The sequence below is a fragment of the uncultured Oxalicibacterium sp. genome (assembly GCF_913776015.1).
GTDB lineage: Bacteria > Pseudomonadota > Gammaproteobacteria > Burkholderiales > Burkholderiaceae_D > Oxalicibacterium.
Genome location: NZ_CAJYMD010000067.1, coordinates 30,994 through 49,492, shown reverse-complemented (window position 1 = coordinate 49,492; position 18,499 = coordinate 30,994). Strand labels below are relative to the sequence as shown.

19 protein-coding genes and 1 tRNA gene are annotated in these 18,499 nt (G+C 49.0%); 5 read left to right on the top strand and 15 right to left on the bottom strand.

Annotated features, from left to right (window positions below):
* Window positions 1-187 precede the first annotated feature (187 nt).
* Both QZ725_RS11815 and QZ725_RS11810 read right to left on the bottom strand, forming a co-directional pair.
* Window positions 188-1,111: an HNH endonuclease gene (locus QZ725_RS11815; protein WP_293779749.1), complete on the bottom strand. Its 924-nt coding sequence runs from the start codon at window positions 1,109-1,111 to the stop codon at window positions 188-190.
* Window positions 1,112-1,117: 6 nt separating this feature from the next.
* On the bottom strand, window positions 1,118-2,080 hold the full coding sequence (locus QZ725_RS11810; protein WP_293779747.1) for a hypothetical protein: 963 nt from the start codon (window positions 2,078-2,080) through the stop codon (window positions 1,118-1,120).
* Window positions 2,081-2,343: 263 nt separating this feature from the next.
* On the opposite strand from QZ725_RS11810, the gene QZ725_RS11805 reads away from it, so the two are divergent.
* From QZ725_RS11805 to mauJ, 3 genes are all read left to right on the top strand, one after another.
* Window positions 2,344-3,210, top strand: coding sequence for a serine hydrolase domain-containing protein (locus QZ725_RS11805; RefSeq protein WP_293779745.1), 867 nt, complete (start codon window positions 2,344-2,346; stop codon window positions 3,208-3,210).
* A gap of 67 nt (window positions 3,211-3,277) precedes the next feature.
* The gene (locus QZ725_RS11800) at window positions 3,278-3,610 is read left to right on the top strand and encodes a hypothetical protein (RefSeq protein ID WP_293779743.1); all 333 of its coding nucleotides are present in this window, start codon (window positions 3,278-3,280) and stop codon (window positions 3,608-3,610) included.
* A 151-nt stretch (window positions 3,611-3,761) separates the two neighbouring features.
* Complete coding sequence (mauJ, locus tag QZ725_RS11795; RefSeq protein ID WP_293779741.1) at window positions 3,762-5,162, top strand: methylamine utilization protein MauJ; 1,401 nt, start codon at window positions 3,762-3,764, stop codon at window positions 5,160-5,162.
* A gap of 216 nt (window positions 5,163-5,378) precedes the next feature.
* Here the strand turns inward: mauJ and QZ725_RS11790 are convergent, their stop codons facing one another.
* The 4 genes from QZ725_RS11790 to QZ725_RS11775 all read right to left on the bottom strand — a co-directional run bounded on the left by QZ725_RS11790 (window position 5,379) and on the right by QZ725_RS11775 (window position 8,025).
* Window positions 5,379-5,579 (bottom strand): hypothetical protein, encoded by a 201-nt coding sequence (locus tag QZ725_RS11790; protein ID WP_293779739.1) that lies wholly within the window; start codon window positions 5,577-5,579, stop codon window positions 5,379-5,381.
* 23 nt (window positions 5,580-5,602) lie between these two features.
* Entirely contained in the window at window positions 5,603-6,352 is a 750-nt protein-coding gene (locus QZ725_RS11785) for a hypothetical protein (RefSeq protein WP_293779737.1), read from the bottom strand.
* A 726-nt stretch (window positions 6,353-7,078) separates the two neighbouring features.
* Entirely contained in the window at window positions 7,079-7,588 is a 510-nt protein-coding gene (locus tag QZ725_RS11780) for an HAD domain-containing protein (RefSeq protein ID WP_293779735.1), read from the bottom strand.
* Between the two features lie 77 nt (window positions 7,589-7,665).
* Window positions 7,666-8,025: a hypothetical protein gene (locus tag QZ725_RS11775; RefSeq protein ID WP_293779733.1), complete on the bottom strand. Its 360-nt coding sequence runs from the start codon at window positions 8,023-8,025 to the stop codon at window positions 7,666-7,668.
* 477 nt (window positions 8,026-8,502) lie between these two features.
* On the opposite strand from QZ725_RS11775, the gene QZ725_RS11770 reads away from it, so the two are divergent.
* Window positions 8,503-8,811 (top strand): helix-turn-helix transcriptional regulator, encoded by a 309-nt coding sequence (locus QZ725_RS11770; RefSeq protein ID WP_293779731.1) that lies wholly within the window; start codon window positions 8,503-8,505, stop codon window positions 8,809-8,811.
* Here the strand turns inward: QZ725_RS11770 and QZ725_RS11765 are convergent.
* The 3 genes from QZ725_RS11765 to QZ725_RS11755 all read right to left on the bottom strand — a co-directional run bounded on the left by QZ725_RS11765 (window position 8,804) and on the right by QZ725_RS11755 (window position 10,769).
* Window positions 8,804-9,775: a replication initiation protein gene (locus QZ725_RS11765; protein WP_293779729.1), complete on the bottom strand. Its 972-nt coding sequence runs from the start codon at window positions 9,773-9,775 to the stop codon at window positions 8,804-8,806. The two genes, QZ725_RS11770 and QZ725_RS11765, sit on opposite strands and share 8 nt — an antisense overlap.
* A gap of 85 nt (window positions 9,776-9,860) precedes the next feature.
* Complete coding sequence (locus QZ725_RS11760; protein WP_293779727.1) at window positions 9,861-10,064, bottom strand: AlpA family transcriptional regulator; 204 nt, start codon at window positions 10,062-10,064, stop codon at window positions 9,861-9,863.
* 441 nt (window positions 10,065-10,505) lie between these two features.
* Entirely contained in the window at window positions 10,506-10,769 is a 264-nt protein-coding gene (locus tag QZ725_RS11755; RefSeq protein WP_293779725.1) for a helix-turn-helix domain-containing protein, read from the bottom strand.
* Window positions 10,770-10,915: 146 nt separating this feature from the next.
* Here QZ725_RS11755 and QZ725_RS11750 point away from each other — a divergent pair.
* Window positions 10,916-11,010 (top strand) — tRNA-Ile (locus tag QZ725_RS11750).
* Window positions 11,011-11,453: 443 nt separating this feature from the next.
* On the opposite strand, the gene QZ725_RS11745 is transcribed toward QZ725_RS11750, so the two are convergent.
* From QZ725_RS11745 to QZ725_RS11720, 6 genes are all read right to left on the bottom strand, one after another.
* The gene (locus tag QZ725_RS11745; RefSeq protein WP_293779723.1) at window positions 11,454-12,167 is read right to left on the bottom strand and encodes a phosphatase PAP2 family protein; all 714 of its coding nucleotides are present in this window, start codon (window positions 12,165-12,167) and stop codon (window positions 11,454-11,456) included.
* Between the two features lie 256 nt (window positions 12,168-12,423).
* Window positions 12,424-13,236 (bottom strand): alpha/beta hydrolase, encoded by an 813-nt coding sequence (locus QZ725_RS11740; RefSeq protein WP_293779721.1) that lies wholly within the window; start codon window positions 13,234-13,236, stop codon window positions 12,424-12,426.
* 442 nt (window positions 13,237-13,678) lie between these two features.
* On the bottom strand, window positions 13,679-13,804 hold the full coding sequence (locus QZ725_RS11735) for a hypothetical protein (protein WP_293779719.1): 126 nt from the start codon (window positions 13,802-13,804) through the stop codon (window positions 13,679-13,681).
* Window positions 13,805-13,932: 128 nt separating this feature from the next.
* Window positions 13,933-15,261 carry an oxalate/formate MFS antiporter gene (oxlT, locus tag QZ725_RS11730; protein ID WP_293779717.1) on the bottom strand — a complete coding sequence of 443 codons (1,329 nt, stop codon included), beginning with the start codon at window positions 15,259-15,261 and terminating at the stop codon, window positions 13,933-13,935.
* Between the two features lie 1,082 nt (window positions 15,262-16,343).
* Entirely contained in the window at window positions 16,344-16,724 is a 381-nt protein-coding gene (locus tag QZ725_RS11725; protein WP_293779715.1) for a hypothetical protein, read from the bottom strand.
* Window positions 16,725-16,851: 127 nt separating this feature from the next.
* The gene (locus QZ725_RS11720) at window positions 16,852-18,417 is read right to left on the bottom strand and encodes a TerC family protein (RefSeq protein WP_293779714.1); all 1,566 of its coding nucleotides are present in this window, start codon (window positions 18,415-18,417) and stop codon (window positions 16,852-16,854) included.
* Window positions 18,418-18,499 lie beyond the last annotated feature (82 nt).

The following is an 18,499-nucleotide window of genomic DNA, read 5'->3' as shown; positions in this document are numbered from 1 at the left end:
CGGATAGGTCTCAGACTTGAAATCGTATGGTCCTGCCTAACCCCTGCTTGCGCAGCTAATCGTTCTGCTCTGGTAGGGGTGTAGTTGGCGCACATGGTCAGTATCGGTAGTATTGCAACACTCTGTATTGTCATGTCGGGCAATGGACCGCTATCACCCTTAATAAGCACGCAGCAAGAATGTGCTTTTAACTATCAGTTTTATTATCCTCAAGCATTCTTACACTTGATGAGTTACGCGTTATCTCATGGGACTTTTCATCCAGAAGTTCCATGAAAATCGTCTCATTAGGGTAATGAACATGCAGAATATCCCAAATCATTCTGTCACGAAGTTCGTGCCTGTCTTCTCCAAAATGGGCTCTTCTATGGTCGTCGGCACATATCGCCACTACATTACGAATATCATCCAAGCCACCACAGTTTAACGGAATGACATGATGTCCTTCCAGATAAAAGTCCCCATTACTTGTCCGAAATCCTTCTTTCCCGCATATCTCGCAGCGACCTTCAATGGCTCTGCGCTTTACTGCTTTTATTACCTCTGAGTCTCTTGGAAATGTTGCGACACCATTACGCTCTAATTTTGCCGGGGGTTGGGGTATTGGGCGGGTCTCTACAGATTGGTCTGGGAACAAATCTGTAGTGGGTTCAAAATCATCGGGTTGAGGTTTTCCACGTATAACGCGGATACGACCGTCATTCCCTTTGTGATGCGGGTACCAAAGTGCATCATCCAATTCTCTTTGATGCGCTTCACTTGTTTCGCGTCGGCTTCCCATTTTTCGTACACCATCCAGTATGGCGATGTGCACTGGTTGCTTTTTGTAATAGGCCGTTTGAATTGTAGAAGTAACAGCGTTGGCACGATTTATCTGAACGGTGACTGCTGTTTTGCGATTTTGGTCTGCCCATTCCGCTGAATTATCAATGAAGTAGATTTCTCCATTTTCTTCAATCATGTGGTCATACCAGATGTTCAGAAGATGGGGCCCATCATTTGAGTCGCTAAAACACCAGTCATATTGAGAGGACATTGAAATGCCAAGCCGCTCCGTGATTTCTTTGACTGTTTGTTTACGTGTAGGTTTTAGACTTTCTAGTGTTGTCATAAACATTCAGTTCGAGATGTAGGGCTGATGATGGGTTAGCGCGGCAAGATGGCTAAGTAGTGAGAAAGCTTTGAGACTATTCTCCTTCGTCGCATATTCTTCATTAGATATCCCATGCATGATTGTGTGGCGATTCAATCCAAGATAGTTATTAGATTTACGCTCCTTCTCTCCATAGGCCAAGGGAAGCTTTTCGGACTGCGACGCCCACATTGCTTTCCACAATGCGTTGTAGAACTCAAAGATGACATTGCCAGCGTCCTGGCTCCCAGTCGCTTCTAATTGACTACAAGCTAAAACGCTAAGTTTTTCTTCGTCCTTTCTTGCTTGGAATACGTACCTTTGCACTGTTTCAAAGCAAACACCGTCGCTAAGAATAAAAAAAAGTGGAATAGATACGGCGAATTCTCCTCGTTGATGTGCGGCTATGGCAGGTTGAATTAAGAATGCCTTACTTGGCACACTATGTACTAACACTTCTCCCAGCCACTCAATATTTTCATCATAGAGAGCGAATATTTTATTCTCAACTTGCTCGATAGATGATTCCCGAGCACTCATCGCTAACTCATCAATTTGACTAAGTGCAAAGCTCCCGCTAACAAACCACCCTCGCTGGGCAAGCAAGGGAATTAACGTAAGAAATTGGGGGTATTGTTCTATGCGGGCAGCGTACGACTCATGCACCTTCACAAGCATTTGACCGATTGAAGCGGAAGCTTCTAAAGCAACACCGACGACTGCTACTGCAACTGTGCAAATTTTTTGAGCGAATTCTCCGACGACTTTTATTGCGTTTCCAATTTGCTCAACTGCGGCTGGATTATTTTTAAGCCACTCTACAATTGCCGTCCCAAGCTGGGCATTTATTTGATTGCTACTGGTGCTTGTATGTTCAACGGGCGCTTGGTTATCGGGCACCGAAGGGAGGTAATTCTCCGTATGAGCAGCATCATTTTTTTCTGACATAGCCTTGAGCCTATGAAGTTATTTTCTCTCTTTAATCGAAGCCTACAACTAAAACCCTTACCTGATAATAGAAGTTATCAGGTAAGGATACGTACGAACAATGGACGGTAGAACTAAAAATGCTCCTGTTTGGGACGCTTTTTAAATAAGCATGACCGAAAATGTATTGTCGTTGACGCTACTTATGGTTTTGAATTACTCAATGTCTCCTATCGGCCAGAAGCGGACGTTTGGTTAGCTTGCGTAGCACTTATACTTCGCACATGAGCTATGCACTAATTCAAAACGACGGACTCATTTCAGATGAAATAACTCCTGCCATTGTCCCTTGGTGGAGTTTTACAAAAACCATCATTGCCGCAGCAGTGCTTGTTTTAGTCAGGGACAAAATTTTGTCTCTGGATGAAACATGTCCGGGGAAACCGTACACGCTTCGGCAACTGTTACAGCATGAGGCAGGTTTATCTGATTACGGCAATCTCAAGGATTATCACGTCTCGGTAGAGGCTGGCATGTCCCCATGGTCAGTTGAGGAAATGCAGTCGCGTGTAAATGCATCTAATTCTGCCGCTGCCCCTAGACGTAACTGGGCTTACTCAAACATTGGCTATCTTCATGTGCGCCAGCTTATTGAGCATGGCTTAGACGAAAGCCTCGATTCGGCTCTGAACCGTTTGGTTTTCCGTCCACTAGGTCTGCACCGAACTCGGGTTGCAAACCTTCCCAGCGATTTGTCAGATGTTGTCATGGGGAATATACGTAACTACCACCCAGGTTGGGTGTATCACGGCTTAGTAGTAGGGCCACTGACAGAAGCGGTAGTGGCATTGAGAGAACTAATGACCGGTTCGCTGTTGCCGGACCATTTACTAGCTGAGATGCTCAAAATACGAACATTAGGTGGGCCAATCGCTGGCCGCCCTTGGACATCTCCGGGATATGGCCTTGGAGTCATGGCTGGAGGAACTGATAACAAATTGTCTGTGGTTGGGCACACCGGTGGCGGCCCAGGAAGTGCAATTGCCGTTTATCACACGAAGGAACCAGTACCGACGACATGCGCTGCGTTCGCCACTTCTGACGAAGGGGTAGATGTGGAAAGAATAGTCGTTTCGAAATTAGCGTTGTGATGTCCACTTTGGGTCGATACTAGCCTTCCGATATCGACAAAAAAACTAGGCTATTTGGATTTTGCATATGTATATCGAAGACATATTTCTAGGCATTTTCTTAGTATGTATAGCCTTATCAGGGACTTCAATTATCGCGAGACAGCTAGTCAGAGAAAAGTTGTTTCGCCGTGTTTTGAAGAAAAGAAATTTCACTATAGATAAATCTTGGTACTCAATGACATCCCGTGGGATTGGAACGTCTTTACGGATGCAGTTTGTATGGGGAGAAATTTCTAAAGAAATGTTGAAAGACACGCAGCTAAGAAATTTAATTCTTATCGGTCGAGCTGCTTCTATTGGTCTTTATTTAGGCGCGACTGGAGCATTGCTTGCTTTAGCTTGTTTTTTATGGATTTAATCTACGCCAAGTGATGTCCGCTTTGGGTCGAAAGCGGACATTCATGAAAGTAAAGCGTGCCTTGTACGTTGAATTCAAATGGAGGCCGCGTTGGGATGCGATTAGGACAAAATTGCTCGCGAACTAATGGCAACCTTCATGCGCATGCTCGATGTTCCTTGTCGAATTAACGTATCTGGTGCAAAACTCTCAAAAAATCTATGGTTTCTTGCGACGTCAAATGAGAATTCCCTATATCCCACATATCTTCGGTAATGACGCCATTACGAAAGTTTCTAATCGAATTGGCTGGGTGACTGTTGGAGTTGCTACCTCAATACCGTGGCCACAGGAAGATTTATGGCTCGAATATGAAAATGTCGAATTCTTTTTGCATGGTGCAAAGCTAGAGGGCCGCTATCGAGTTGCCCCATGCATTAGTACTCCTTCTTCTAGGGAGGATTTTGATAATGCGTTAGCCAGTCTTTATCGCTTCACATCCGTATTGGGGTATTTCAAAGGAGGATACGTCGACATCACTGGCAGAAACTGGGGTAGTCACATGATTCGATACTCCACTCCATCAGACGATTCAGTTGCAATTGTTCTAGCCAGCAATGCAGGATTCAACTGCAATTACATGCCAATTATTGAAGATGAGAAAGTCCGCAAAGCGCTAGCATTTTTGCGCGAGGGACGTCGATTGGAGCGAGTACATGAACCATATTCTTTCTTATCTTTTTTCAAGGTTATCGAAAGTCAGTTTCAGAGCAAAGAACGTGTACAGTGGGTCGAGCGCACACTGGCTTTATTGACTGAGGAACGTGCAGTATCGAGAATCAAAGAATTAACCGCCCTCAAGATAGATGTGAACAAACACCTTTTTGAATCGGGCCGTTGCGCTGTTGCTCATGCGGGAATCGATGGAATTATTGTGGACCCTGACATCCCATCAGACAGAAGACGTATTTCTGAAGACTTAGACATCATCGCAGCGCTTGCGAACTACTTTGTTAAAGTAGATGCAAAAGTACCAGATGAGAGGGAAGTCTATAAATCTCGTGACCGCTTAACTCCATGGCATTCCCTTCTACCTTCAGAAAGCTTACAAACGCTAAAGGAAGGGGGCCAATTAGATGGCATTCATTCATGGGGCATGTTAAGCAATTCAAAAGTTACGCTTAGGTTATGGCCTGATGCCCCTATATCTCAGTTTCAAAATATGACATTGATTCCTCATGCCGATGGTCCAGGTTGGCTCGGGTTCCATTTAATGTCTGCAAAGGGGTCATTTGCGTTAGCTTTTGTCATGGATGTACGAAATGGTCACATGCACACTCAACTTGAGGACGGTGGACTACTCAGCGGGGTAGAATTGGATGAAGAAGATGTCGCGGATTACACAAGATACTTTCACAGTGTAGTAGGCAACCGTAAGGTTGAGCTTTCTATCGATGGTACTGACCCTGTGGAATGCGACATTGTGATTCCAGTTAATATCATTGGAAGACTTCCGGAAGAAGCGGTAGCAGAGGCGCTTCAGAAATTTAGAGCAGGTAGGTTTACTGCTTGAAGTTAATCTTCTTGATATCGGTCGGAGTTCTCCACTCACGCTGCAATCATTGTATTTCCCTATACTAGGCAATCCACCGTTGTGGAAATAGCCCTCTGCGTTACTTGGCTTTCTTATTAGGTCATTAATTCCACAACATAGGCCGAAAATCTGCTTTGGGTCGATACCGGCCGTCGGCTATCGGCCAGTAGCGGACACACGTTTTCGCCAATTGTCTTAGAGAAAGCTGCCAAGTTCATTGGGTTTTTGTAGCGAGAGAGTTGAATAGGCTTTATCCGCGTCATTCAGAAGGTACGCCTGGTTTGATGCGACCAGCTCCTCTTCAGACTGAAGATTTGCATCCGGATTTAGCGTGGAGAGCATTTTTTTTATTTCTGCTTCGAGAGCTTCAATTTCGCTTTGATTCTCCGCTGACACCTCCTTTTAGTTCTAACTTGGAGCTAACCTGCCTGCGCGGCTTTTTGCGCGTGTCCCGTTGAGCGTAGTGTTATGTCTCCGGTAAGTCCTCGCTTCTTTCTGAGCAACTGTAGCTTTTGAGTAAGCGTAAATTGCGAAGCTGTGGCCAGTTGCTCCCTGACTTGGCACAGGAGTGACCAGTAGTCGCGATGAAATGCTTTTTCAGGAGATTCGACCAATGCTTCGACGATTTGGCAAAGACCTTCACATCCCTTCTTTAGATGGTCGAGTTTTACCAAATCAAGATTTGCAAGCGAAGCGGTTAAGTCCGGATTCTGTGCCGTGTTCTTACTGTTCAGCGCAACTTGCCACTGACCGTGCGCCACTTTGTTACGAAGTTGGCTCGGCGTTTCAATGTAAGTTTTGATAAGCCGGTTCAGTTCTTGTTTTACGTTCGGAACGTAGTTGCCGTTTTTCGACTGTATCTTTCGTAGTGCAAGCGCCACACACTTTTCCCAAGCGGTAACAATGCTACCCCGTTCCCCCGCAGCCTTGATTTGACGAATTTCGTCTAGTTCAAAGCAATGCGGTGTGTGGATTAGCTTGGAGAATGCCGCTTCGGACCAAGCACAATAAGTCAGAGCCAAGACCTTTGTCTGGAGCTCAACCGATGCCTTATTGTTCGCTAGGAGGTCGCGGTGAATTCCTCGCTTTATGTGCTTCCAGCCCTGCTCGAGAACTCGCAGGTTCTCAGTCTGACCCTGGAATACTTCGAGTTGCCGCTTTCTGTCCATGTCGTTCCGTGCAGGTAAAGAACACTATCGTTTCAAATGCCCTTTACCTGCCCGGAATCGAACCGGGAACCTGCAGATTGCTCCACAGTGCCATACCATATTCGGCCACAAGTCCAAGAACATTGTAATTGCCATCTATGCGCGCAGCAAGTGATGAGACATAACTTTATTTAGATTGCGCATCGCATCATATTTACTTGATATTGCCTAAGTCAATAACAAAAATCACTGTGTAATTGATATATATAGAAACTTACCGTAAATATAGTATTTTGCACGCTCGCTACTGCCACTGGCCGGCTGGGCTTCCCCAAAAATGAGGTCAGCGACTCTTTGAACTTCGGAAGCAATTTCCCCTTACTGTCAGCTGCACTTAGCGAAGGGCTGCTTTGGGTCGAAAGCGGACATTTAGATACTCAGCGATTTAATGCTGCAATTATCAAGACCGCTGACACAATAAACCCACCTACAACGGTATATAGGCAGATGATGCGCATCAGCTGAGCGCGTCCAGCCGGTGTGAATACTAGTCGACCAATGTTAGTCACAATCCCATCTATTCTCATCTGCTCCAAGGTCTAAGTCAGAGGTGTGAAATAAAAATGGTCGCAACCAGGGCAGCGGTCGCTCCTAAAGCGCTAACAATCAGTCCAATGATTGTCAATAAATCATGGCACCGTTTCGGGTCTGTCAAGACTTCAAAAAACACCATGTAACACCGCCGCATCATGATTTCCCCCACTTTGCAAGCCAGGTCTTAATCTCTTCTTGTACCGCGGGGTCACTGATTCCCGTTGCTCCGTTAGTGCGAATCAGATTGCGCGAATACATGAACGGCCATCCCTCCGCATCGTCATCGATGGCTATCCAGTCATCTTCCTTAATACCGCGACGCGATATGTCTGAAAAAATTTGGCTTGCTCGGCTGATTTGAGCAAAGTGCTCTTTGTCGGTATGTCGATTATGAAAAGTCGCACCTATTATTCGTTTCTGAAGTTCAGGGCTAAGCTGACTCTTGGCATAGCTATAACTCTTTCTACTTACCCATGATGTTGATAAAACAATTCCAACGTTTGGATGGTCGCAAAGCAATTCCACCAGAATCGGCTCCCATTCAAAAAGGTGGTGACCTGGCTCACGCAGATAGATGCCCTTCTTGGGATGCATGTAGACTGAATCAGGATGCAAGCATCCATCGAAGTCGAGAAAAATCAATCTACCAAAATAAGCCTCCATCATCTGCCGTCCTGTGGTTTGCGCAGCGCTCCCTGCTTTGGCCTAGTTACCTGATATGGCTTCATGCATACGCTAAGTCACTTTTTTGCTGAACGTATCGATGGCAGCGCTAATTTCAATTGTCGGCCTTCGGCCCTCTTTTCGTCGATAAGCGTGTCGAAGTCATAGGTGTAGAGGACCCACTCAGCAATGTTTTTTTCAACAGCTGTGCGGGGCTGTTTTCCGAATAGGCTTGCTGGCGGCCTAGGCGATTTGACCTTAAGGTCGTCTCCTCGCATCTCAGTATCGATGGTTATGTTTTCAAACTTCCACCGATAGTAAAAGAGGTCGTCACTGCTCAAGTGTTTGAGAGGGGCCATCAAATCCAATATGATTTGCTCACGTTCCTCGGGAGCCCTTTGAACACAGGCCCACTCGTCGTTTTTGCGGTTACCCATATTGCTCATCCAGCCACTTCATGGTTTGCCAGCCCTGACTAGTTTCGATTGGTCCTGGCAGAACCGATACACGTAATAGTCGTCGTTCCTCTAACAGTCCTTGGGTAGGCTGATTGCTCGACTTTCCATTGCGTTTGATAAGGTCCGAAAAACACGCACTTGTCCCTAGCTTCTAGAATAATTTTCCGCTCGAGAATTTTCTGCGAACAAGCGATTGACTCATAAGGCTTAGAGCTGCCGCACGTGCGAGAGAAATGGTCAGAAGGTTCCAGATTCACCTCGACTCTGTGTTGTTGCCCTTTTCGCTCGTCAGCCTTATCACGCATTTCCGGTGTAACTGGACTTGCACATCCCGTCAAAATTACCAACGCCGCAACCATCGTTTTTTTCATTTCTTACGCTCACATCGAACTATAGACAGCTCAATTCTACGTATTTCGTAGAGACGAGACAACCCTCATCTACGAATATCGAAGGATGAGCACTTCCTCTCCATCCTCCGTATTTGGCCGGCGCCTTAAGGCTGCAAGGCTAGAGGCTGGCATTCCTCAAGACCGGTTAGGCGTGATGGTTGGACTCGATGAAGGTACAGCGAGTGCCCGCATGAGCCGATATGAAACCGGTGTTCATGAGCCACCCTATAAGACCGTTGAAGATATTGCTTCCGTGCTGGGTCTACCAACGGCCTACTTCTATTGCGACGATGATGACTTGGCGGTTGTAATCAAGTATTGGGCGCGTCTGTCCAAAGCCGATAGAAGCGTCATCCTCGAACGCATCAAATAGAGCAACAATCCGCCTGCATTGCCAATTCGCTTGTCAGGGCTCCAAATGCAGGGCGCTTAGACATTCGGTAAACAGTTGATTTATTAACGCCGAGCTTGAAAGCAATCTCACTCAGCGTACGGCCTTCCTCTATCAACTCAAGCACTTCTAATTGCATTGCATCAGATTGAGAACGGCGAGCCTCAGCTGATGCGAGACCTCCAAGTCTTCCGCATGTTGTTTGATGCTTAATCCAGCCACTACGAGTTGTGTATCGCCAAGTGTATTTGGCGACACTACGTGCAATGCCTTTAAGTTCGCCATGGGCTAAAGGAATCGGAAAAGTGTTTAGGTCTTCAGCCTTGAGCAGTACTGCCTCCGCCCATATGTCAAAACTCTTATCCCAAAAATCTCTGATGGCTCGGTAAGACCATCTGGCTAAATCTGCGAAAAGGTCGCAGTTACGTCCAATGCCCGGCTCACGCCGTGGCAATATTTTAGGAAGCTCCACATATTCAGCAAGCAAATTTAGTTCGTATAGAGGACAGTTAGCAGGTTCCCATAAGTGCCAATCCGCACTTAGAGGATTTTTAGAAAGAGGGCCAACGAAATTGAAGTCCCCTCTAACTCTCTTAGTAAGTGCCCATTGAATTGCTCGCAGATAGTCTAGGGGCTTGCGACGAGCAAACTCGGTCTTGCAAACGGGGGCGGACAAGCCATATCCAATTTGAGAGTGCTGATTTGCAGGATTGACGATTACAAAAGTCGGAGGAGGCAAGTTATGGTCTTCCCATGAACAAGCTGAATGAGCGTAATCAAGGTCCAAAATAATCGTCGAAATTTTTGAATCTGAATTCAATTGCATGAACGGTTGAGACAAGGCCTCCTTTTTAAACATTGGTTTCGCATAGTTTTTTTGATTGGCGGCATAGATAAAATGCCCCGCGTTTTGTTCGATGTGTTTCTGAAGTGCGGCCGAAGCCATAGCACGCTCCTAAAAGGGCGTGCCGCATGCAGCTTTAATGTATTTCCTAGTTTCTGATTTTGACCTCGCGCTGCGGGCGGCAAGGTCAGTAAGAATTAGATGAGCTGGTTTCTAAGGAGTTGATATAAGCGTCAATGTCGCTAAGCCGCCATGCCACCGCTCTTGGGCCCAACTTCACAGGCGAGGGATATCGCCCATCTTTAATGCCAGCATAAAAAGTTGCGCGAGATACGGGCAGGATTTTCAAAACCTCGGGCAATTTCAAAAATCGTTCTGTATTGAAAGTCATACACACTCCACCCCCCATCGATATAACTGGCTTCTGTCGTAGTTGAAGTTTGTGGCAGTGAGGGGGAATCCAGCTGGCACATCCAGAGACGTCGAATGACGCCTAAGGATGTATAGGAAAAATAGATGCTCATGGATTCGAATAGCAAATTCTTGTAAGAACGAGGGTGCCAGGACTGCGCAGAGGAGGCATGTCGTTTAGTGAGGCTCGGGCCAAGTCGACTGTGAGCAAGAGCCGTAGCCCTTCCACTGAGTTAAATGAAGTGCCAAGATGCAAATGAATTTACTTCTCGACACAGCTATCTAAAAAGATAGCACTCTTAACCTTTGAAACAGCGGTTCGAGCGGAAAGAATACCAATCCATCACCACAATCGGTTTCGGGCGTGAATAATTATAAGGATGGAATTTACGTGCCAGAGCGACACCAACGGTCTCGACCACTAAGACCTAGCAGACCTACGAGCAATTTGTTCGGATTTGGTTGGTCTACCAGGGCGTGTTTTTTCTGATGAAACGGTAGGGCATGAGTGAATATGCTGATGCTGATTTAGCCAGTTTTCAACATCAACAGGTTTAAAGCGCAGACGTCGCCCCATTTTGATGGCCACGGGAAGGTCACCACCTGTGCTGTGTCGGTTATAAATAGTCTGGAGCGAGAGCCCAAGATATATCGCAAGGGTTTCAGGAGTGAAAAGCTGTTCCATATAACTGTGTAAAGTGCGCAGTCACATGACTGCAAACAGTATAAGGAAATCCAACTACCATGATTTACCCGGACGCAGCAATGCTGCAAAACCGCTGCAAATTGTTGAGTAATTCGAAGTAAAATGTAGTAACTAGGGTTAGCTAGATGCTTGATTTTATTGGTTTCTCCTTGATTGTCGCAGGCGAAAAATTGGACTCATAATCCGTTGGTGCCCAGTTCGACTCTGGGGAGGCCTACCAATATTGATGTTGGTGATGAAGGGCTGGATGATTTTTCATCCAGCCCTTTTGTTTTTCTAGGCGCGCTTGTTCTGGACGTATGTACGCATCCAGTTAGGCAAAGCGCTTCTCCATTTGGGTTTGGTATATGAATACCGAGTTTAGAAAGTACAAAAGTTTTGGCATGTAAAGAAAAAAGGTTACGCAAAAACGTAACCCTTTTTCTTTACCCATTCGCTTTGCTTACTTCTTGTCGTCATCCGAGCATTGCAGATAAACGAACAGGCACAGAAGCGACGCGAGGATTGCCATGATGATGGCAACGTCGAGAGTCAGGTGTTTCATCCAACTGATGTCTGAGAAGAGATCGGGAAGCAACATATTGCGCTCATTTCGTTTGATGTTGGTGCCATCTTAAAGGCAAACACGGTGTGAAGTGAATCCCCAGAATGCGTGCGTTGCGCTCAGGGTTGCTCGGTCGACGGTGAAAATGGAACGGCGGCTAGCTTGTCCTTGGTGGGGTGGCTGATCAAGCTGCCAAGTTTACGTATCGGGTAATACGCGATGAGGCCCAGCAGCATGCCGGCAAGTGCATCCAGAAAAACGTGTTGGCGTGTTGCGATGGTCGAATAGACGATCAATGCTGCCCACACGTAGTTGGCAATGCGAATGACGTGCGGTGCTTGGCAGTCGCGTAATTGCGGTGCGAGAAATGCAGCCGTGAAGACGGAAAAGGCAACGTGCAGCGACGGGAGTGCGTTCGCACCGCCATCCTGGGTTTTCAAGAAATGCAGGGCGGGATGTTGCTGCCAATCGATACCGAAGTCGGGCACGCTGGTCGGGAAGAGCCAGAAGATTGCGATGCCGCTCACGCAGAGGAAAGTTGCGGAAACTATATACTCGATCATTTCCCGTCGTTGATGAATTAGGGCAGATGCCAGGCACACGTATAGCCAGAGAGAGGCGTAAGGAATCAATGCCCATTCCTGTACGGGAATCCATTGGTCAATTGCTAATGCTGGGATGGTGCGGAGATTGGCGAATGGCGCAGGATGTTCCATGACCCAAAAGTAGGTCGGGAAAAAAATGCAGAACGCGATGGGGGTAGCGATCGCCTTGAAGGGCAGCCAAGTGACGAAGCGCTTGGCGATCAATTGCGTCCATAAGGGAAAATTCACTGGCCGTTACTCATCGTTCGTCGTTGTAAATGCCGACACTTCACGATTTTCGGTGGGGCGCGGGCTTGAGGATAAATTTGTTTTGCATGTTACAACGGTTCTCGTCAGTAAGTCGCGGGTGTGCCTTTTTTCTTGTATTGCACGTCTTGGCTTGCCAACCAAGTGAGAACCTGTTTGTAGAGCGTGAAGTCGGCGGAAAGTTCTTTCCGGAAAGCAGGTAGCGCAGGTGCGAGTAGCTGAAATGCGCACGCACGCCTTATGGTGCTATCCCTGTGAGCCCAAATTCGGTCTTGACGAGACGGGGCCAAATCTCTTCCCAACAACACGTGTGCGTAAAGCCAGGCAACACAGTGACGATCGGCGTCGGAGCCTTGAAACGAGCAGCATAGCCAAGCGCGATATCAGCGCTGATATTCGTATCGTTCTGTCCGACGTAATGGTGCTGGGGTATATGTTGTAGCCTGCTCGTTGCGTCGGCGGGATTGAGGGAGCCAGAGAGTGGCGAGATGTGATGCCCGCTTGTCCACGCAGTGTGGTCGAGATTGCCTGCGATGGTGACGAGGGCCGTGACATCATGCCGCTGTGCCGCGACGAGCGCCGCGACCGCGCCCCCACCGGAATAGCCGATCAGTATGAGATGCGAGGCGCCTGATTCTGTTTTTAGTACATCAATCGCAGTATTGCTGGCCGCAATGACTTCCGGTGCAAAGCGATGGCTAGTCCAGTAGCGCTGCTGGCAATTACGTCGTTGATCATCCTGCAAAAACTGGCAGGGGCGAGCCAGATACACGGCATTCCGTTCGGGGTCGCGTAGCGCCAGTTTCAGCGCGAGTGGCGTACGCGGCGTCGGATCGGCGGAGGGCGTGCTGCTGTCTAGCCATGCCAGGCCATCACCTTCGATGTAGATTTTCAAGGTAGTGGCATGCGGCAGATTCGTTGGCCTAAAAGCGGCGATGTTGAACGTCTCGGTTGCAATGATCGTACGTTGCCAGCCCGCGTCGCTTGCCATTCTTTCTGCCGTCATGCGTCTTGCTGTCGGATCTGCAGTCGTGCAGGCAGTAACAGCCATGAATCCTGCCATGCAAATCGCTAGGCGCAGAAGCGGGGAAAGGGGAAGAGGCATTGTGAATTTCGGACGAGGCAGCGATTGGCGGAGTCAGTGAGGTGCACTGTTCCCATCGCCATCCGGTGAGCGTTGTGGAGACAGAATTCCAGTAATGCAGCTATCGATGGCGCACAGGCGTTCGCCATTATGCGGTTTTCCGATGCTGGCGACTACTGCAGCTGAGCGTATCTCAACGAGATGAAACGGGCGAGCGCTTGCTTCAGGGCGATGTGCCGGTCGTGTGTCGCAAGGGGCAATCGGTAGTGATCCCTGAACGATGTATCGATGGCGTTGAGCCGCGACATGAGGTGAATCGCGATCTTGCTGCTATCAGATAGATGGCGTGTGATTGTTAAAGCGTGTTGCAGGCTTGCGGTGCAAAATTGCGATCCGCGCCCAGCGGACATCAGATGAAAATGAATCCGCCAATCAGGACAGCGACGCTGCTCAGTCCAAAGATGATGGCCAGATTCATGCACAGACGCGAGACGCGTTCCTGATCAGCAAAGAGTTCACGGAAAAACTTGATCATAAAAACCTTCCAGTATGTGTGAGGCACTACGTGCGCGCTCGCTATTTTAACAATTTCTTCACGCAATAAAAAAGCGGGCTTCCGAGGAAGCCCGCCGAATGCGACGAACAACTTACATCAAGTCATGCTTAGGCGTTGGCGCCAACAGCATTGCCAGCAGCGGCGCGTTCCTTGCGTTGCAGTTCTGCCGAGTAGGCGACGTGCTTGGCCAGCGTTGGACGCAGAGCGACAACTGCCAGAACGGCTGCGGTCAAGTCCATGCATGCAACGGTGTAGAGAACGGTCGACCAGGTGCCGGTTGCTTCCATCATCAGGTTACCAACTGGGACGAACAGGGCGCCAATACCTTTAGCGCAGTACAGCACGCCGTAGATCTTGCCGATGTGCTTGGTACCGAAGGCATCGCCTGCCAGTGCCGAGAACAGCGAGTAGACTTCACCCCAAGCCAGGAACACAACGCCCGACAGGATCAGGAATGCCCAAGGATTGTGACCCCAGTAGCCGAGAGCGATAATGCCGAAGCCTTCCAGCGTGAACGCGATGACCATGGTTTTTTCACGACCGATGTTGTCCGAGATCCAGCCGAACAGCGGACGGGAGATACCGTTCATGATACGGTCAAGCATCAGTGCCAGTGGCAGCGCAGCCATCGTGAAGAAGTACATATTGACTTCGAACTCTTTGACGCCCAAATCTTGTGCGATCACGCCGAGCTGAGCAACCGCCATCATGCCGCCGGTCACGACCATGATGAACATGGTGAACATGAGCCAGAACAGTTTGGTGTTCAGTGCTTCTTTCAGGGTGTAATCACGACGCGATTGCTCGAGCTTGGTCGATACCTTGACTTCGTCAGACTTTGGCGAACGCAGGAACCATGCAGCGATGAACGCCAGACCACCTTGCAACAAACCGAAGAAGAAGAAGGTTTCCTGGAAGCCTTGCGACTTGATCATCGAAGCGATTGGCAGAATCGTTGCAGCCGAACCCATACCGTAACCACCAGCAGTCAGACCAACAGCCAGACCACGACGATCAGGGAACCATTTCAACGCGTTGTTGATACACGTTGCGTAGATCGAGCCAACGCCAACGCCACCAACTGCTGCGCCAACATAGAAGCCCATCAGGGTCGTTGCTTTCGAGTTCAGAACCCATGCTGCAGCGATCATCAGTGCGCCGAAGGCGACCATCATACGGGGACCGAATTTATCGATGAAATAACCTTCAATCGGTGCCAGCCAGGTTTGAACCAGAACGAAGATCGTGAAAGCGATCTGAATTTCAGCACGTGCCCAACCGAACGTACCTTGAATTTCAGGAACGAACAGCGTCCATGCGTATTGAATATTGGCGGTCGCGACCATACAGACGATACCGACAATGATTTGCAGCCAACGTGTACCTTCCGATACGTTCAGGTCTGCTTTTACTGCTCCACCGAAATCACCAGCCATGGCGAACTCCTTTAAATTGTGTGTTTCTCATTTGTTTCCTCGGTTTTTATATCCGGTGCGTCGTGCAACCACACCAATAAATTGAGGTTCATCTGCAAGTAAGTGCGAAGACGTCCGCAAAATATTGAAAGGCGGCCAAAACTGCTGGACCGGTCGATTGCCGTTCCGCCCTCTGCCACTAATCCGGTCGGGATCATGGACAGATGTTTTCGGTTCCTGCGTTGCTTGGGTAAGCAGACTGCTGTCTGGACGGGTGATCCTGACATCGCCGTGACCTCATTGGTGCATATCACGGCTGCCGATGGAAGAAACCTGGTTGCCGGTAGAACCGGCAGCCCTTAACGAAGATTGAACAGTCGAAGATGGATTGAAAAACAAAAGCCACACTTCAACGCGTTACAGTCGGCGTTAAGATTGTGTGAGAGATTAGGTACTTCCCCGTATGCGAACAATGCGTACTATCACGTACACGTATAAGTGTTATTACTTATCTTGTTAATTGTTTTCCCGTAGATTTTCTGATTTTTCTTGCATTTTTCGATGGGTAAAAAATGGCAGTTTTCACTGTGAAAAAACACGCTTTAAAAAGTGAAAATGTAGTTAAAAAATCCCGCCCATTTCTTGGTTTTTTGCCAAATCACGTCTGAATTTAATTAGATTGTTTTGTAATGTTTCAGCGTCTTGGTAGATATGAAATGACAGAAAGAGCGTGTCAGATGTGGTTTGATTTTGACGCTTCATCTGCAACTTGCAAAAAAAAGCCTTCCGGAAAGGAAGGCTTGAGCTCAAACGAGTCTGAGAAAAGAAGCAAGCACAGTATGGACGCATGCAGATGGGTGCACCATCCCATAAAGATGGGGATTTGGGGTGACGCAGGAAATCTGGCGGTATTGTGCGCGGCTTCGTTATGAATTGGCATCAAAGACAATGCAACGCTGACTCCATCCTAGTTTGATTGATGTGCTTGTTCTTGGGCAGACAGCCCACCGGTTCTGTTGGCTATGCAGATATGCGGCAGGTTCTGCGCATAGTACGGAGACGCCGTTGTGTCATCGCCCCGAGATAACGCGATGTGACCGAGATCATTTATCTCCCTTGGCCTGTTCCCGACATTTTCCCTTGGCTTCGACATTGGCATTGACGTCCTGATAGACGTATTCATGCGTATCGCGGTCGTAATACTGGCTGATGTTGCCATCGTCGACAAAGACGATGCGCATGGCGTTGATGTCTACGGGAAAGCCTTCTTCCTTGCCACGGAAGCCCTTGCCGGTATCGACGGCCGAGCGGAAATAGCGTGGTTCGAAATCAATGTCGAAACGTCGTTTGAAGGCGTCTTGTTGCTTGCCATCGGCGGTTTGTTTGACGTCGCAAACAATGGACAGATCAGTCGCATGCGCCGATGGTGCGATGAAGAGTGATAGCGGAGAAAGAGCCAAAATGGCAGCGAGTTTCTTGAGCATAAGGTTCCTTTAAAGCAAAAAACATCGTTGCCGGGCAACGATGTCGTTATGCCAAGTAGGCAACACGCGCTGGAAAATGTTCCCCTCAAATGCATGTCGGCTGGAAGCTTTTGCCTCTTTTGTTACCTCATTCCTCCGTATCTTGCCTCTCTTCTGGCTTGACGCGATTGATCAACACGGTGGCGATACGGCGTCCGTCGATTGCCGCCACTTCATAGCGCCAACCGTCTAGTTCCAGGGCGGCGCCAACTTCAGGGAACGTGGCGAAGCGATCCAGCAGCAAGCCGGCGATCGACGTGTATTCGGCATCTTCGCTGACCAGTGCATGGGTTTCCAGCACTTGTTCCAGATAGTGAAGATCGGCTGCGCCATCGACACGCCAGCAGTCCTCGCCTTCCTGTTGCACCGTCAGTTGCTCGTCTTCATCGGGAAATTCGCCCGCGATGGCTTCGAGAATATCGATTGGCGTCAACAAGCCGTGGATGCTGCCGAATTCGTCCACTGCCAGCACCAGCTGACCTGGCGAGCGCTTGAGAATGTCCATCGCGATCAGCACGCCGGCGGAGTGCGGCAGGATGATCGGTTGGCGCAAGCTGGTTTCTTCATTGATGGTGCCGGTGGCGGCCAGATCACCGATCAGATCCTTGGTGCGCGCGAGGCCGATCACATTGTCGAGTTCGGTGCGGCAGACCGGCATCAGGCTGTGCGGGGTCTCGCGTAGTTGCAGGATGATCTTGTCGGGGTCGTCATCAAGGTTGACCCAGGAGATATCCGAACGCGTGGTCATGATCGAGCGAATCGTTCGCTCGCCCAGCGACAGCACACCGCTGACCATGTTGCGCTCCTCGACGCCAAAGCCATGCTGTTCGAGTGGCAGTTCCAGTTGCTCCTGTTCTTCCGCCTGGCCATGTCGCTGCTTGCCGCCCAGCAGGCGTAGAACAGCGTCCGCAGTACGGTCACGCAACGGGATCGCCGATTCGATCTTGAGCAGATTGCGACGTGCCAACTGATTAAAGAACTCGATCATGATCGAGAAGCCGATGGCGCCATACAGATAGCCTTTTGGAATCTCGAAGCCGAGACTTTCGGAAACCAGGCTCAAGCCAATCATCAGCAGGAAGCTCAGACACAACACCACCACGGTCGGGTGGGCATTGACGAAACGCGTTAGCGGTTTGGATGCCCACATCATGATCATGATGGAAACCACGACCGCAGCCATCATGACTTCCAGATGTTCCACCATGCCGACGGCCGTGATGACGGCGTCGAGCGAAAACACGGCATCGAGCACCACGATCTGCGCCACGACGACACCAAAGCTGGCATATGCCTTGTTTTGCGTGTGAGCGAGCGTCTTGCCTTCCAGGCGTTCATGCAACTCTGTGGTTGATTTGAACAGCAGGAAGATACCGCCGAGGAACAGGATGATGTCGCGTCCCGAAAACGGAAATGGTCCGATCGAAAACAGCGGCGTCGTCAGCGTTACCAGCCATGAAACGATCGTCAGCAGGCCGAGACGCATCAGCAGGGCGAGCGAAAGGCCGATGATGCGTGCGCGGTCGCGCTGCTCTGGGGGGAGTTTGTCGGCGAGGATGGCGATAAAAATCAGATTGTCGATGCCGAGAACGATTTCGAGCAGGACCAGTGTCAGAAAACCTAGCCATACCGCCGGGTCGGAGAGCAATTCCATGGTGTCAGTACCTTGTCATCAGAATGGGGACGCCGTCATCACGTGGTGCGACGGTGGGGTGCAATATGTATAACTGCAGGCT